Source organism: Aquimarina amphilecti (assembly GCF_900109375.1).
Taxonomy (GTDB): Bacteria; Bacteroidota; Bacteroidia; order Flavobacteriales; family Flavobacteriaceae; genus Aquimarina; species Aquimarina amphilecti.
Map to the genome: position 1 here is coordinate 363830 of NZ_FOAB01000007.1, position 17861 is coordinate 381690.

At 33.3% G+C, this 17861-nt stretch carries 12 protein-coding genes, 1 tRNA gene and 1 rRNA gene; 3 read left to right on the plus strand and 11 right to left on the minus strand.

The genetic code is table 11. The features are described 5' to 3' along the window. Positions 1-5: 5 nt before the first annotated feature. Positions 6-3842, minus strand: a complete 3837-nt coding sequence (porU, locus tag BMY33_RS19325; RefSeq protein WP_244543060.1) for a type IX secretion system sortase PorU — start codon at positions 3840-3842, stop codon at positions 6-8. Positions 3843-4055: 213 nt separating this feature from the next. On the opposite strand from porU, the gene gldJ reads away from it, so the two are divergent. Together gldJ and BMY33_RS19335 are read left to right on the plus strand one after the other, a co-directional pair. Beyond that, positions 4056-5729, plus strand: coding sequence for a gliding motility lipoprotein GldJ (gene gldJ, locus BMY33_RS19330; RefSeq protein ID WP_091411564.1), 1674 nt, complete (start codon positions 4056-4058; stop codon positions 5727-5729). Between the two features lie 74 nt (positions 5730-5803). Next, a complete protein-coding gene (locus BMY33_RS19335; protein WP_091411566.1) occupies positions 5804-7084 on the plus strand; it encodes a UDP-N-acetylmuramoyl-tripeptide--D-alanyl-D-alanine ligase in 1281 nt (426 codons plus the stop codon). 15 nt (positions 7085-7099) lie between these two features. Here BMY33_RS19335 and BMY33_RS19340 read toward each other — a convergent pair whose 3' ends face one another. From BMY33_RS19340 to BMY33_RS19380, 9 genes are all read right to left on the minus strand, one after another. Continuing rightward, positions 7100-8176 carry a DUF2652 domain-containing protein gene (locus tag BMY33_RS19340; RefSeq protein ID WP_091411568.1) on the minus strand — a complete coding sequence of 359 codons (1077 nt, stop codon included), beginning with the start codon at positions 8174-8176 and terminating at the stop codon, positions 7100-7102. Between the two features lie 137 nt (positions 8177-8313). Continuing rightward, positions 8314-9147 (minus strand): mechanosensitive ion channel family protein, encoded by an 834-nt coding sequence (locus BMY33_RS19345; protein ID WP_091411570.1) that lies wholly within the window; start codon positions 9145-9147, stop codon positions 8314-8316. Between the two features lie 103 nt (positions 9148-9250). After that, positions 9251-9328, minus strand: a tRNA-Val gene (locus tag BMY33_RS19350). 85 nt (positions 9329-9413) lie between these two features. Then, the gene (locus BMY33_RS19355; RefSeq protein ID WP_091411572.1) at positions 9414-10631 is read right to left on the minus strand and encodes a bifunctional folylpolyglutamate synthase/dihydrofolate synthase; all 1218 of its coding nucleotides are present in this window, start codon (positions 10629-10631) and stop codon (positions 9414-9416) included. A gap of 126 nt (positions 10632-10757) precedes the next feature. Beyond that, the gene (locus BMY33_RS19360; protein ID WP_091411573.1) at positions 10758-11645 is read right to left on the minus strand and encodes an energy transducer TonB; all 888 of its coding nucleotides are present in this window, start codon (positions 11643-11645) and stop codon (positions 10758-10760) included. Positions 11646-11648: 3 nt separating this feature from the next. Continuing rightward, complete coding sequence (locus BMY33_RS19365; RefSeq protein ID WP_091411575.1) at positions 11649-12041, minus strand: ExbD/TolR family protein; 393 nt, start codon at positions 12039-12041, stop codon at positions 11649-11651. Between the two features lies 1 nt (position 12042). Further along, complete coding sequence (locus tag BMY33_RS19370; protein ID WP_091411577.1) at positions 12043-12729, minus strand: MotA/TolQ/ExbB proton channel family protein; 687 nt, start codon at positions 12727-12729, stop codon at positions 12043-12045. Between the two features lie 86 nt (positions 12730-12815). Beyond that, positions 12816-14288: a sodium/proton antiporter NhaB gene (nhaB, locus tag BMY33_RS19375; RefSeq protein ID WP_091411579.1), complete on the minus strand. Its 1473-nt coding sequence runs from the start codon at positions 14286-14288 to the stop codon at positions 12816-12818. 27 nt (positions 14289-14315) lie between these two features. Next, positions 14316-15542: a Glu/Leu/Phe/Val dehydrogenase dimerization domain-containing protein gene (locus tag BMY33_RS19380; RefSeq protein ID WP_091411581.1), complete on the minus strand. Its 1227-nt coding sequence runs from the start codon at positions 15540-15542 to the stop codon at positions 14316-14318. 445 nt (positions 15543-15987) lie between these two features. Between BMY33_RS19380 and BMY33_RS19385 the strand changes: the two genes are divergently transcribed. Next, positions 15988-17130 carry an acyl-CoA dehydrogenase gene (locus BMY33_RS19385; protein WP_091411583.1) on the plus strand — a complete coding sequence of 381 codons (1143 nt, stop codon included), beginning with the start codon at positions 15988-15990 and terminating at the stop codon, positions 17128-17130. Positions 17131-17554: 424 nt separating this feature from the next. On the opposite strand, the gene rrf is transcribed toward BMY33_RS19385, so the two are convergent. Continuing rightward, positions 17555-17662, minus strand: a 5S ribosomal RNA gene (gene rrf, locus BMY33_RS19390). Positions 17663-17861 lie beyond the last annotated feature (199 nt).

Consider the following 17861-nt stretch of genomic DNA (forward strand, 5'->3'; position numbering starts at 1 on the left):
AGTTATTATAATATTACGAGTTTTTCAAATTTCTCAACCCGTTGATTTGTTAACGTTGATTTTACAGATATCTTATATACATATACTCCTTTTCCTAATTTATCCCCAAAATCATCTCTTCCGTTCCATTGAATATCTTCTCTGTAGCTTGTTTTTCCGGATAAGGTCTGGTTGTTAGTCCAGATCACTTTTCCCGAAACAGTAAACACCTGAATCTGAACTTCTAAAACATCATTAATAGCGCTAGAATGCTCAAACCAAAATTCTGTATGACTTATAAATGGATTTGGGTAATTAAGAACATTATTAAGTGTAAAACCCGAAGCATCAGCCACTACAAATTGAATTTCTTGAGTAGAAGAATTATTATAAACATCCCACCCCTTAAATGTTAGTGTATGCAATCCTGGTTCTAAATCTCTAAATTTAAAATTAACAATTCCTTTTGTAAAATCATCAATTTCTGTTTCATAAAAATCATTAAGAATAAATGGATTTGATTCGTCACCATCTAATATAGCAGAAATATCGTGACCAATACCGCTTGCTGTATTTATCCCATTATCATCCTGCAATATTGCAATAAGGATTGGAGAATCATTAGTTACTCCTCCAGAAACAAAACTCTCATCATTCATAAATAACTGAATCTGCGGTCCCACATTGTCTTCAGGTGCATTTTCATTTAGCCCACCCACTAAAATTGTCTGATCAACTCCAGTTTGGTTTTCTAACACTCCATTTCTAGAAGCATAAAAACTTACTCTTCCTGTATCCACAGGAATCCCAATGTCTCTAGGAACTATAAACTCAAAATCAAAAAGACCATTCGTAACTGAGGCTTTCCCTCTGAATATAATTTCTCCTAACGTTTCATAATTTAATTTAATTATTTCACCTGCACTGTTTCGAACATTATCATTAGCGAGCGTAACTCTATCTATTTCTTTATCATATATTGTAGTAGATAATACTCCATTGTAATCAGACAACAAAGCTCCAGATTCATTTACTACTTCTCCCGAAATTTTTATTCTACTTAACGCTTTAAGTGTATCTACTTCTTGAGTTATAGGAACATCATTAATAGTAGTCAACCGAACGTTTGGTTGTGGAATAGCCATTTTCATTGCAGGATCTCCGAAAAAGAAAACTACTCGTCTACTATTCGTAGTATAAGAATTTTTTAATTGTCTTACAGCTTCCGCTATCGTGGGATACTCAGAACTATCTGGAAACAAAAATCCTGACAACCTATCATTTACCGAAATCCCGAATGTCACAATCACATCCCTCGTAGTACTAATTAACCCAACAGCACCTCCATTTGTATTCCAATAAGTCAACTCTCCTGCAGAATCTCGGCAAGGATTATCAAACTTAGTAAACTCGCAAGTAACAGTAATAAAAACCGGATATTTATTCGTATTTACCAATTCGCTAGCATCTGATTTATTAAATATAAACTCTTTTGCTAATCCATCTTCTCCTCCATGCCCAAAATAATCAATAGCAACAGCTCCTTTTTCTATTGCATTAGAAATAGCTTCATTTACTTTCGGATATCTACTTCCTGAAGCAGAAGATTCTTGTTCAAAAGCATCTGCATATATTTTAGTTAGATTTAGATAGGGTTTTCTTTGAACTAGATCATCACCAAGCTCATCTAAATTTCTCTGAATAGTTTCTTCCCAGTCGACATCAACATCATCAGCTATTAACAATACAGAATTTCTCCACCTACCAAAAGATTGTTCTTTATTATAATCAATAATTTTAGTAACCATAGCATCGGCTAATTGAGGTGTATCTGCTAATACTCTACCAACTGCAATATCTAATTGATCACTAGACAACATCTGTCCTTCTGTAGGATCCATGGATCCAAAAAAATCGTCTGTCGCAAATGAACTCACTAGTGAAAAACTACTTAAACTCTGAAAAGTTGGAACTATATTACTATCCGCACAATTCTCTCGTAACAATAAACTTTTATAATCAACGGATGCATCTCCAAAAAGACATAAATACTTTAATCGTTCATTTGGATCTGAAGCATTATCATAGACATATTTAACTAAGTTTCTTATTGCTGCTATATCTTGTTTACCACTTCCGAATTCATGATAGATTTCATCAAGTGTTATTACCTTTACATTATAGTCATTTAACGCTATATGATGATCAGCCAACCTATTTGCTGACTGCAACAATGCATTATTTGAAATTATCAAATAATCAACATCCGCAAACTGTCCTTGACTATTAAGAAATATATTTCCTTTTATATCTTGATTATTAACTCTTGCTGTTTGATCTGATAGTGGATCAAAATAGTTTGTTGGCACTATAGCTATATATCGGCGTGTTTCGCCCATTGTCGCCTTAAAATTCAACGTAGATGCTCCAGTTTGATTATCAATACTACTTATTAACTCAGGATTTGTTACATCCCATACTTGAGATATATTAGAAGCATTGGAAATATTATACTGTCCAATTCCGGTAAGTGTCGGGGCTTCTTCGTAAAAAAACGGCATTTGAGAATTCGTTCCTGTTAATGCTCTTTTAGCTTCAAGACTTATAAAATCAAGATATCCTATCGCAGAAGGGTTACCATTATTATTATAATTTAAACCAACCGTAACTTGATCAGAACTAGAAGTAACGTCTTGAGTAACATTCCTAGGAGATCCTAAGGACGTACCAGAAATTTGCCCAAAACTTAAGATACCAACCTGACCTCCATTGACTGTTATATTCATACTAGACACAGAACTAGAAGTAGCCGCTCCATAAACCTTCAATTCTATAGGTTCTGAAGTAATTAAATTAGGAAAACTAAAATCATAACTTCTATTATTCTGAACATCAAAACGATCTCCAAACCAACGTCTACCAACTTTTACTATATTATATTCATCTACTTCATAAAATTGATAATCCGTAAATGAATTAATTTGAACATCTGCTATTGCTGTAGGTTCATTATAATTAGATACTTTCCTACTATTAGCACCCCCAGATGTAACATAATAATATGATTTATCGGCATACAAATTTAGATTTGTTATATTCTCTTCGCTATACCCTTCAGTATTTTCTCCATAAAACAGAATATAATCATCCCCAGAAAAATTACCATCTTCTCCACCAACTATTTGTATTGCATTTTCTCTTAGATCAAATTCGGTATTCTCTTCATTAAGTAGTGGTAACATTCTTCCTCCATTACCATAGATTTTTATTGTATTTGGATTAACCGAAGAAACATCCATACCTAAACTGCTCAAAAAAGCTGGAGTCACCTTAAAAATTCCTGTTTTATCCACATAAAATCGAAACCAATCCCCAGTTGCCAAAACAGAATTACTTATTGGTGCTCTTTTAAAGCTTGCTTTATTTGTTGTCGTCTGATAAATTATATCGAAAGAAACAACTTTCTTAAATGTATTACCACTTTTAACAATTGGTAAAAGACTCATAAAACCAGTTTTCTTATTTCTGGCTTTTATAGACCTTATATTGTATGTAAGCTCTTTCGGTATTAAATTAATTCTAAGATCTTTTAAATCTGTTCTAGATATATTCTGATAAACAACATTTTCGATTCTTGCTGTTCGCGAATTAATTTCTGCTGATTCTTCCCATTGAGTAGTATATCTAACTCCAATATCGTCTTGATACTCAAAATTTTTATCATCAAATCCAGGAACTGTAAATGAAGTACTAGAAGTATTCATCTCGATATTTTTCCAAACAATATCCACATGTACTGTCCGCTGCGCCGAAATAAATGCAGAAATAAATAAGGTGCAAAAAAATATAATTTTCTTCATCATAGCGTATAACGGGTTTAACACAGTTTTAGTGTTTCCCAAATTATGGTTTTTCTTCAAAAATAATAATAAACACTAAAATATTACGTTAAACCAAAGTCAATCGTAAAAACATATTTTTTTCGCGATTTGATATTATTTTAAAAATATTAGGGTAAATTTAACGTTAATTATTATATTGCAAGCCCTAATTTCTACTTTAACGAACTTAAAATTATGAAAAACGCGTTAGTTTTTAAGTCGCTAATGGTACTTACCATTAGTATCTTACTGTTCAGCTGTAACAAAACAGATTATGGCAACAGTTCTAGAGCCACTGGCTGGAAATACAACTCCAAAGATGGTGGTTTCCAAGTAAACACTAATTATAAAGAACAAGAAACAGGTCCAGGATTAGTTTTTGTCGAAGGAGGAACCTTCACGATGGGACGAGTTCAGGATGATGTGATGCATGATTGGAACAACACTCCAACACAACAACATGTACAATCTTTTTACATGGATGAAACGGAGGTTACCAATGTTATGTATTTAGAATATCTTGATTGGTTAAAAGGTGTATACCCTCCTACCGAACCAAAATATAAAAACATATATCACGGAGCACTACCTGACACATTAGTTTGGAGAAACCGTTTAGGTTTTAACGAAATGATGACAAATAATTATCTACGTCACCCAGCATATGCAAACTACCCTGTAGTTGGTGTTAACTGGATTCAGGCTGTAGAATTCAGTAAATGGAGAACTGATCGTGTTAATGAGAGAATTCTTGAAGAAGAAAGAGTAATTAAAGAAAATGCTCCTTTTGAAGATGTTTCTGCAGAAAGCACATTTAACACCGACACATACTTGAATGCACCATCTCAAACATATGGTGGAAATGATGAAGCTACAAGAGGTGGTAAAAAATCAGAAGATTACGAAAAAAGAAATGACTCTACTGGTCTATACATCCAACGTAAAGATGGATTACTTTTACCTAAGTACAGACTACCAACAGAAGCTGAGTGGGAATATGCTGCTTTAGGATTAGTAGAATTAAGAAGTTATAATATCTATAGAGGTAGAAAAAAATATCCTTGGGATGGTCAATACACACGTTCTGGAAAAAGAAGAACTCGTGGAGATCAATTGGCTAACTTTAAGCAAGGAGATGGTGATTACGGTGGTATTGCTGGATGGAGTGATGATGGCGCGGATATTACAGCTCCTGTAGCTTCTTATGATCCTAATGATTACGGTCTTTATGATATGGCTGGTAACGTTGCAGAATGGGTAGCAGATGTATATAGACCAATTGTTGATGATGAGTACAATGACTTCAACTATTATAGAGGTAATGTTTATACCAAAAATGCAATCAACCCTGATGGAACTGTTAAGATTGTAACTACTGACTCTATTATTTATGACACTTTAAGTAATGGTAAAATTGTAGCTAGAGTATTACCAGGTGGTATATTACAAACTCCTGTTGATGAAAATGAAACATACTTAAGAACTAATTTTACAAAAAGTGACAACCGTAACTTTAGAGATGGAGACAAAAGTTCTTCTAGATACTATGAAGGGTTCCAAGATGAGAACACTCCTAACAGAAGAATGTACAACTCTCCGATCCATAGTGTTGAACCAAGTGCTGCTGATAGCACTAAATTAGACAGAAGATACGATGAGTCTAGTAAGAGAACTACAATTGTTAGTGAAGAAGTAAGAGTTTACAAAGGTGGTTCTTGGAAAGATAGAGCATACTGGCTAGATCCTGCACAGAGAAGATTCTTCCCTCAGGATATGGCAACCGATTATATAGGATTTAGAAATGCTATGTCACGTGTAGGTGAAAAAGCCAAAAACAAAAAAACACCAAAACATAGAGCACCTAGATAAAACAAAACTTATCAGTTCGTTATAAAACAAAGCCCTGTCCATTAGTACAGGGCTTTTTAATACACCTATAATACATGGATATCACTGACCTACATAAATTATTTTTAAAAAGTAATGGTATTTGTACAGACACTAGGAAAATCAAAAACAATAATCTGTTTTTTGCCCTAAAAGGAGATAACTTTAATGGTAATACCTATGCTAAACAAGCAATTGAAAAAGGTGCATTATACGCTATAATTGACGATGAAAAGTTTGCCGTTTCAGAACAATATATTCTGGTAAACGACACTCTTAAAACATTACAAAACCTTGCCAAACATCATAGAGAATATTTAAATATACCAATTATAGCCCTTACAGGCAGTAATGGAAAAACCACAACCAAAGAGTTAATCAACTGCGTTCTATCTTCCAGTTACCAAACAACCGCAACTTCAGGAAATCTAAATAATCATATCGGCGTTCCATTAACGCTATTATCGATGAATAAGAATACTGAAATTGGAATTGTAGAAATGGGAGCAAATCATCAAAAAGAAATTGAATTCTTATGTAAGATAGCTTGCCCAGATTTCGGGTATATAACAAATATTGGAAAAGCACACCTTGAGGGGTTCGGAAGCTTAGAAGGTGTATTAAAAGGAAAAACCGAGCTTTATCGACATCTAAAAAAACACAACAAACTTATTTTTCTCAACACAGAAGACACCAAACTTTCTAAAGCTGCAGAAGGAATTAAAACATACACATTTTCACAAACGCAAGAAAGCGATATAACAATCCAGCTAAAAGATGTTAACCCTATGGTTAGTGTGCTGTTAGAGAATAAGGACATTCATAGTCATTTAATAGGATCTTATAATTTCACAAATATTTCGGCAGCTATCGCTATTGGCTTTTATTTTAAAATCAATACTGAAAAAATTAAAACCGCTATTGAATCTTACATCCCCTCTAACAATAGATCCCAAATAATTCAGAAAAAAGAATCAACAATTATACTAGATGCTTACAACGCAAATCCTTCAAGTATGAGCGTTGCAATAGACAACTTCCATAGTTTAGATTACAAAAATAAAACTGTATTTCTTGGTGATATGTTTGAATTAGGAGATACCGCTTCAGACGAGCATCAAAAAATTGCAGAAAAGACGATCCAAACATCTTTTAACACTATTTATTTAATTGGTCATAATTTTTTCGAAACCTCCATAACAGATCCACGTATAATAAAATATCGATCTTTTGAAGCTCTAAAAGAAAATGAACCTTTCTCCAATATCAAAGATGCAATTCTAATCAAAGGTTCCCGTGGAATGAAACTAGAACGTATTTTAGACCTAATTAAATAGGAAAGCAAAGCCTTATCACTTACTATCTATATAATTCTCAAGATTATCTAGGGATTCTTTTATAGATTTTCGGAATGATCTCTTCATTACAAAATGTAACATAATTTTTTTGAAAATTGATTTAGCCTCAGGATACAATTCCATAATCAATCTGCAAGAACCATCAGAAACAGGAATAAGTACATAAAACTGATACATACCATCAATAACAGGAATATCAGTCGTATGTTCGCCATATATCAGCCTATTTGATTCTACCGCTTTTGTTACCGTTGTGAAATTTAATCGTTTCCCATCTATCACACACACATGTTCTGTTCCTAAACGAGTTACTTCATCCGGATTGTATTCAAATTCATTAACTCCATTTACCCAGTGATGACGATAACTATAATTTGTAATGTACTCTAACAACTCCTGAGCAGAAACATTATACTCTTTTTGAATGACCAATACTGGAGGTTTATCAAAATGCACTTCATAGGGAGTTTCATAAGAAGTAAGTTTTAAATTTTTCTTATCTATTTCAGAAAACAAGTATTTAATACTTTTCCCATCGTAAACATCTTCATATTTCGAAAAATTAAATAATTGACTTTTATAATCATCAGAAATCCCAATTACTTCAGACAAATCCTCACTTAATAGAGCATAATTATTACTAGAAATTGAATTCTTAAGCAATCTATGTGCTTCTATCACAATCTGTCCGAAGGGCTTTCGTTTACCCTGAACAGTAATGAATTGCAATTCTCCAGAATGAGCGATAATTTTCAGTTGAAGATCAGGTGCTGTCGCACACGCATTACAAGGACAGACTCTATTTTTCTCTAACAATTTAAGATGACTATAAAAAGTCGTAAACATTGTTTCTATCTGAGCCAGCAACTTTTCTTGAGAAAGAACTACTCCTTCTTTATAAAAAAACAACGCATCTCCCTCCACCTCTGCTAACCTTAGACCCTGAGTATTGGCTTTAATCAAAATTTCCAATAACTCCGAAATCACATGCTGACTGTGCTCTATTTCTGTATTTTGAACAAATTTTGTGTATCCAGATATATCTGGTATAAATAATAGAGATGCAGACATTAAGCAAGGTTTTACGCTAGTGAATACTAAATCTAGCAATTTCCATCCAACACGTAGCAGTTTTATAAATTATTTAGGAAAATAAAACTTCGTATAATATTCAACTGAATATCAAATACCTAAAAATAATCAACTCTTTATTTTAATTCTTTAGAATACACATGCACATCACTTTGTGGAAATGGTATCGAAATCCCATGTGATTCTAGACGTTTTTTAGCCTCTTCAATAGTATAAAAGTGAACTCCCCAAAAATCATCATTAAGAGCCCAAAAACGTAAAGATAACGTCACAGCACTATCTCCTAGTTCAGAAACATATATCTCGGGAGCCGGATCTTTAATGACCTTATCCTGACCATTAATCAGATCCAATATAATCTCTTTAGCTTCTTTGATATTACTATCATAAGAAATCCCTATCTCTATTTTACCTCTTCTCTGATCTTCTGCAGAGTAATTAATAATATTACCATTGGATATCTTACCATTTGGAATTACCGCCAATTGATTACCAAAAGTATTCAACTTGGTAGTGAAAATTGAAATTTCCTTTACTGTTCCAGAGATACCTTGCGCTTCAATATAGTCTCCTATTTTAAAAGGTTTAAAAAACAAAATCAAAACTCCACCTGCAAAATTTGACAACGATCCCTGCAATGCTAAACCAATAGCTAATCCAGCCGCTCCAAGTATCGCAACAAGAGAAGAAGTCTGAACACCCAATTGAGTAACAACCAACACAACAAGTAAAATTTTAAGACCTATATTTATTAGATCATATAAAAACTTTTCTAATGTTTCATCATAATCTTTCTTTTGAAAGAACTTACGAAGTGCTTTACTAAATATATTAATAACCCATATACCTACAAGAAATATAATTATTGCCGATACTAACCCTGGTAAAAAATCCCAAATCCAAGTTACAAATTGATCCCAATTTTCCTTTGTAAGTCCTAACTTTTCCATTTTATTTTAAAGTAATTTATTTCGATTATTAAAAAATAATTCTTCTTTATAATAAGTCTATTATAAACATAAAAAAATCCATTCAAATTTGAATGGATTTTTATGGTGGGCAATGAGGGATTCGAACCCCCGACCCCCTCGGTGTAAACGAGGTGCTCTGAACCAACTGAGCTAATTGCCCTCTATGTTTTCGCAACCATTATTCGTGATTGCGGATGCAAATATAAGACAGTTTTACAGTCTACCAAAAGAATTTGAAAGAAAAATTAAATTATTTCTGCAACTACGAATGTACTGCCTCCAACATAAATCAAATCTTCTGTGTTAGCTTCCTCTAAAGCAGCTTTATAGGCTAACAAAACAGAATTATAACAGCTTCCTTTTAAACCAAATTGCAATCCTTCTTTTTGTAATATTTCTGCTTTCAAGCCTCTTCCTATTTCAGGTTTTGCAAAATAATAGGTAGCATTTATCGGAAATAAAGGTAAGATACTCTGTAAATCTTTATCATTTACAACACCCAAAACAACGTGTAGTCCCTCATATCTTTCATCAGACAACTGTTTCATTACACATACTAACCCATCTTCATTATGAGCTGTATCACATATAACTTTGGGATTTTCTCCTAATATCTGCCATCTACCTAATAAACTAGTGTTTTTCACAACATTTGCTAATCCTAACTCCAAACTCTTATCACTAAAACTCCATCCTTTTTCTTTTAGAATAAGAACAGTCTGCAACACTGTTTTCATATTTTCTTGCTGATACCTTCCTTTTAGATCTGTACTAAAACTAATATCATCATAATCTGAAGCAAAATAAATATCACTTTTGTTCTCTAATGCCTTTTCTAAAAATACTTTTTTAGTTTCTACAGTTGTTCTACCCACAACAACTGGTATATTATGTTTAATAATACCTGCCTTTTCTCTTGCTATATCTTCTAATGTATTCCCTAAAAATTGAGTATGATCCAACCCTATATTAGTAATAACAGAAACCTCTGGTTTAATAATATTTGTAGAATCCAACCTGCCTCCTAAACCAACTTCGATTATTGCAATATCCACACTAGATTCTGCAAAATATTGAAATGCTAACCCAACAGTCATCTCAAAAAATGACAATTGATTTATTTCAAAAAAAGACCTGTGCTCTGAAACAAAATCCACTACATACTCCTTACTTATAACCTCTCCATCAACACGAATGCGTTCTCTGAAATCTTTAAGATGAGGAGAGGTATACAAACCAACTTTATATCCTGATTCTTGCAAAACAGAAGCTAGCATATGACTAGTAGAACCTTTTCCATTTGTTCCTGCCACATGAACACTCCTGAAATGATTTTCAGGATTATTAAGATAAGACACTAAATTGATTGTATTTGATAAATCAATTTTATACGCGCTTGCACCTTGACGTTGATACATTGGCAATTGCGCAAACATCCATTCTAAAGTTGCTTGATAATCGATATTATTAATTTTTAGGTTATTGATTTATAAGATCAATAATGTTCTATTTTTTAAAACTAAAAAAAGAATCAATTAAAAATGAAGAAAAGCTTAAAAAATTACAATTACTATAGGTGCCAATTTCAACTATTCACCTAGACCAAAAGTTACTTCTACAAAACCAATTTGCTTAACAGGAGCCTTAGGATCAGCTTTCCATTTAAAAGTAAGCGCAGTTTTCCTAGCTGGGTCTAAAAGACATTTAGCACTATTCGTCGTACCTTTAACTCCTGGAATAGCTTGAACAACCTTACCCGATCTATTTACAATGATTTTTACTACTACCCGTCCTGCCTCATTACATTCTTGTACCACTTTAGAATTAGTAGGTCTTCCTCGTCCATTAAGACCATATCCAACTCCTCCTGTTCCGCCTGGACCAGGCTGCCCATAATAACTAGTAGCATAGGGATTTCCATTAGGATTACCTTTATCCCCTGGCTTACCATCATCCCCTTCTCCTCCTTTTGCCTTACCATCACTTTTAGGTCCATTAGAAAAACTATCTAGTATATCTAAAGTTGATTTATCTGGCTTAGGATCAGGTTTCTTTTCTTCAACTTTTTCTATTGGTTTTTCTACCACTTTTTGTTCTGCAGGTTTATTTTTTGGCTTTTCCTTAGGCTTCTCTACTTTTTTTTGAGGTTCTTTTTTTGGTTTTTCTTCTACAACCGGAGCATCATCAAGATCCTGAGTTACTACCTCTTCAGTAATTTCAGGAGTTTCAGGCTCTGGTTCTGGAACATCTGAAGCAGATTCTGGAGTAGTTTGTTTAGGCGATGATTTTATCGCCTCTGTTGGCTGAATATCTCCAGACCCGGTAAGCGTTGTTCCAAAATTAACAGCAATACCACCTTCAGGATCCGGATCTAATTGACTTAATCCCAGATAAAACAACAAAAAGATAATAGCTACATGTAATATTGTAGTAATTATAAAAGACTTTTTTTTATGTTTTGTATCTAGTTTAATCATCAATTATTCTGGTTTTACAGCTAAGATTACTTTAAATTTATTTCTATTTGCTATATCCATTACACCAACAGCTTTTTCTATAGGAACTCCTTCTTCTGCTCTTAGTATAATAGTAGGTTCATTTTTACCCGACAACTTAGTTAACAAAATAGATTCTAATCTACTCTGACTTACTCGTTCATTATCCACATAGTACTGCAACTTATTGGTAATACTAACCGATATATTTTGTACATTAGAACTCTTACCTTTTGCCTTTGGTAATATCAAGTCTAGTGCTTCAGGGGTGATTGTTGGCGATGTTAACAAAAAGAACACCAGTAACAAAAACACTATATCCGTCATAGACGACATACTGAATTCTGGACTAACTTTATTTCTTCCTCTTAAATTCATATTAAGCAGGTTCGTTTAATAAATCAAGGAAATCAACTGTCGTTGCTTCCATTTGATGAATTACCTTATCAGTTCTTACCACTAGGTGATTATAACCAATATAAGCAACAATACCCACTACTAATCCAGCAACCGTAGTAGTCATTGCGGTATAAATACCTTCCGCTAGAGATCCCATATCAGCACTCCCAGAACTTGATGCCAAATTATGAAAAGCTAAAATCATACCAATTACAGTACCTAAAAACCCTATCATCGGAGCCGCACCTGCAACGGTAGCTAATATACTTACGTTTTTCTCTAATTTATAAACTTCTAATCGTCCTGCGTTCTCTATAGCTTTATTAATATCCTCTAAAGGATTCCCTATTCTGGAAATTCCTTTTTCAGTCAATCTAGCTACCGGATTATTGGTCTGCGCACATAAGATTTTTGCAGCTTCAATTTTACCACTTGCAACGTTATCTCTAATTTGATGCATAAAGCTTTCATCATATTTAGATGCAGCTTTAATTGCAAAAATCCTTTCGAAATAAATATAGACTGCTACAAATAATAAAACAAAGAGTATTGCTATAATAACTACTCCTCCTGTCCCTCCACTAAGTAATAAATCAATAATGGATAATGTTTTTTCTTCTGCTTCCGGATCAATTTCTTTGGTATTTTGGGCTAACATACCAAGCATCAATAAATGGGTCATATTTGTTATTGTTAATTTAGTGTTAGTATACTAACGTTATTTCTATAGGTTAAGTATATTCTTAATGATTGTTATAATACATAAATTATTCCTAAAAGACCTACTCCTCCTAATACAATAGTATACGGTAAAGCCATTTTAACCATTCTTCCATAAGACAAACCAATAAGAGGAGCCAAAGAGGAAGTTAGTAAGAATAAGAACGCTGCTTGACCATTAGGCGTTGCAACACTAGGCAAATTTGTTCCTGTATTTATAGCAATAGCTAGTTTCTCGAACTGTTCTCTAGTAATTACTCCATTATCAAATGCCTGTTTTACTTCTCCAATATATACTGTAGCAACAAACACATTGTCACTAATCATAGAAAGTAGTCCATTCGCTACGTAAAACATCGAAGGCTGTTTAGAAGGATCTAGAGACAATGCCCAATCAATGATAGGAGAAAAAAGATGTTGATCATGAATCATAGCCACAATAACAAAGAAAACGACTAATAATCCTGTAAATGGAAGTGCTTCTTCGAATGCCTTTCCTAATTGATGCTCTTCTGTAATCCCCATAAAAGCAGTTTGCACAATAATCAATGCTAATCCTATAAAACCTACTGGTGCTAGATGCAATGCCAAACCAATAATAAGAAGAATCGCAGATACTCCCTGTACAATTAATCCATATTTTGCTTTATCCGATCTATTTGCATCCTCTTGATCAGTATAGTTCTCAATAATTCTCCTTGCCACTTCAGGTAGTTTTGTTCCAAAACCAAATGAACCTGTTATTTCTAAAATCACTGTAGTTAGCAATCCCGCTGCCAGTACAGGCAATGTTATCGGCGCCATTTTAATAAAGAATTCTATAAAATCCCATCCCATTCTTTCACCTATCAACAAGTTTTGAGGCTCTCCAACTAAAGTACAAACCCCTCCAAGTGCGGTTCCAACAACTCCGTGCATCACTAAACTTCTTAGAAAACTTCTAAACTGTTCTAACGTCTCACCACTAAGCTCCTTTCTATCCAACGACCCGTCTTGATCAAAATCAGAGGCAGGCATGGAATGAATTTTATGATAAACTCCATAAAAACCAACTGCAACACTAATTAATACTGCTGTTACTGTTAATGCATCTAAAAAAGCTGAAAGAACTGCCGCCAGAAAAACAAACAACATTGATAATATCATTTTAGATTTTATCTTAGTAAATACCTTACTAAAAATATACATCAATAATGGCTTCATAAAATAAATCCCTGCCACCATGAACACCAAAAGCAGCACTACTTCTAAATTCTGATCCACTTCATGATATGCATTCTTAGGAGTAGTAAGGTTAAGTGCTAAAATTTCTATCGCCAACAACCCTCCCGATTGTAATGGATAGCATTTTAAAGCCATCGCTAATGTAAAAATGAATTCACCAATAAATATCCAAGATGTAACTGTCTTACCAAGGAAAAAAAACGAAAACACGTTAAAGATTAAAAATCCTATCATTACGGTTTTAAACCATTTAGGACTATTACCTAGAAAATATTTAAACATAGTATATGTAATTAATTTGTATTATAATTAAACTAGCTGTTTGAAAGCTATCTCAAACGCCGTTCTGCTTATGTTTTTTTTAGAATTATTCTTTTCAAAAATTCTTTGTATTGCATCCTTAATCGTTAGAGAGGTATCATTAAAAATTGCTTCATCTGTCATTAAAACTCTTCTCTCCATAAAATAAGCAAACACTCTTGCCATTCCACAATTTGAAATAAAATCAGGAATTAAGCTTACTTGCTCATCCGTATATTCCATTATAGAACCAAAAAATATTTCCTTATCCGCAAACGGAACATTTGCCCCACAAGAAATCACTTCTAATCCGGAATTTATCATTTGAGTAATTTGATCCTTTGTAATTAATCTAGATGCTGCACAAGGAGCAAAAATCTCTGTCTGTAAAGACCAAATCCTATTATTCAATTCTTCAAAAGGAATTAGTGTTTCACTATATAGTTTATTCCCTTTTTTATTAAGATAAAGTTCTTTAATTTCTTCAAAAGTAAAACCATCCTCATTAATTAATCCACCAGCATGGTCAATAATTCCAACAACCTTAGCTCCCATCTCAGAAAGATAATACGCTGCTGCAGAACCTACATTTCCAAAACCTTGGACAACAGCTTTTTTCCCTTTTACCTTTCCACCATAGATTTCATAATAATGACGTACTGCTTCCGCTACTCCATATCCAGTAATCATATCGGCTACTGTATATTTCCTAGATACATCTGGTGAAAAAGTTGTATTCTCTAGAACTTTTATTACACCTTGGCGTAATTGCCCAATTCTATTTATTTTATCTGCTTCGGTTGGTTGGAAATGTCCATTAAACACTCCTTCTTGTGGGTGCCAAACTCCACAATTTTCTGTTATTGGAATAACTTCATGAATTTCATCAACATTTAAATCACCACCTGTACCATAATAACTTTTAAGTAACGGAGAAACCGCTTTATACCATCTCTCTAAAACTCCTTTTTTTCTAGGATCAGTAGGATCAAAATTAATTCCTGATTTAGCTCCTCCTATTTCCGGCCCCGAAACTGTAAATTTAACTTCCATAGTTTTTGCCAAGGAAAGAACTTCATTCATATCCAATCCCGATCTCATTCTCGTTCCACCACCAGCAGCACCTCCTCTTAATGAATTAATAACCGTCCAACCTTCAGCTTCTGTTTCAGAGTCCTTCCAGTTAAAAACAATTTCAGGAGCTTTATTTTCGTATTTTTTTAATAATTCTTTCATTTCTAAACTTCAATTTATATAAATGCACTTTACTAAAAGATTTAACCTATCCTAAATTCTAATTAAATTATCACCCCATTACGGAGTTAGTGCTGTCTCATAAAAAATCTTTTTAAATAAATTGAAAAAAATCCATCACTATAAAGTGACTTCACAAATATAAAAAACTAAACAGGGAGAATGCTTAATTTAAATAAAATAATAACCCAAAAATAATTCTCCTTTAAACCGTTAAATATTTAACTAAAAATAAGAAATGTTACATGTTAAATAGTATAAAATATCAATCTCTAAAAGAAATTACCAAAAAACGAAAAAAACACCAAAACTATTGTATTATAGCTTATATTTGTAGGATTAATAAAAATATCGAGCTTATCTCGATTTATTTTCATCAAAAAGTTGAATTTGCGTGTTATGCGCGCACAGTAAATTAGGATCAAATATGGACTTTAAACTATCCGAAGAACAATTAATGATACGCGATGCTGCTCGTGATTTTGCAAAAGCAGAGTTATTACCAGGAGTGATAGAAAGAGATAATAAGCAAGAATTTCCTACTGAGCAAGTTAAAAAAATGGGTGAGCTCGGATTTCTAGGAATGATGGCATCTCCAGAATATGGTGGTGGTGGAATGGATACTCTTTCATATGTATTAGTTATGGAAGAATTATCTAAAATAGATGCTTCTTGTTCAGTAATCGTATCTGTAAATAATTCTTTGGTATGTTGGGGACTTGATACTTATGGAACTCCTGAACAAAAAGAAAAATATTTAAATAAACTAACTACTGGAGAATCTATTGGTGCTTTCTGTCTATCTGAACCTGAAGCTGGTAGTGATGCGACTTCCCAAAGAACCACAGCAATAGATAAAGGAGATCATTATATTCTTAATGGAACCAAAAACTGGATTACTAATGGTGGTACTTCCGATTATTACTTGGTAATTGCCCAAACAGATAAAGAAAAGAAGCACAAAGGCATCAACGCTTTCATTGTAGAAAAAGGATGGGAAGGTTTTGAAATCGGTCCTAAAGAAGATAAACTAGGGATTAGAGGTAGTGATACACATTCTCTTATATTTAACGATGTAAAAGTTCCTAAAGAGAACCGAATTGGTGAAGATGGTTTTGGATTCAAATTTGCTATGAAAACATTAGCGGGTGGTCGTATTGGTATTGCTGCACAGGCATTAGGTATCGCCCAAGGAGCATATGAATTAGCAAAAGAATATTCTAAAGTACGTAAAGCATTCGGTACAGAAATAATGAATCACCAAGCAATTGCGTTTAAACTTGCAGACATGCACGTACAAATAGAATCCGCAAGAATGTTAGTCTACAAGGCTGCTATGGATAAAGATAATCATGAGAATTACGATCTATCTGGAGCAATGGCTAAGTTAGCAGCATCACAAGCAGCAATGGATGTTACTATTGAAGCAGTGCAAGTTCACGGTGGTAATGGTTTTGTAAAAGAATATCACGTAGAGCGTTTAATGAGAGATGCGAAAATCACTCAGATATATGAAGGTACTAGTGAAATACAGAAAATTGTAATTTCAAGAAGTATTCTTAGAGATTAATTAGTTAAATACTCTCTATCAAAAACCCCAAATCATAGACATGATTTGGGGTTTTTATTATCCATAAGCTAAGGAAAGGATGACACCTTATAATATCTTTGTCAGGTAAGTATATTAATATTAACACTAATAACCCTACGAATCTAACCCCTTTATATTAATCATTTTGCAAAAATATCATCATCTATTATTACGAATTAACAGTCGACACATTAACCCTTATTTATATATTCGGTTAAATTAAATAGTCTGTGTTCAATCATACTATTCTTATTACTTAAGACATATCTACATTTACTAAAAACCTTCTGTGTTGTAAACTGATATTCAACCAATAGCTGTATAGAATAACAAAATACAGTTAGGATTTCTTTAGATTTTGGATATAAAAAAACCCTTCATTATAATAATGAAGGGTTTTCAAGGAAGGCGGCGACCTACTCTCCCACGATTGTAGTACCATTGGCGCTAACGGGCTTAACTTCTCTGTTCGGAATGGTAAGAGGTGAGCCCCGATGCTATAACCACCTTAAGCTGTTTGCTGAATCTTGTTAATCACAAGAGTTCAACTAATATTGTTGACATATTGATTTAAATTATAAAATACGATCTAAAAAAGTAACTAAAAAGAAGCTATCAAAGCAATTCTCCGTCCTGCTAATTGCTTAGCAGGACGTGCGCATAAGCCTATGGGTTATTAGTACTACTCGGCTATGACATTACTGCCTTTA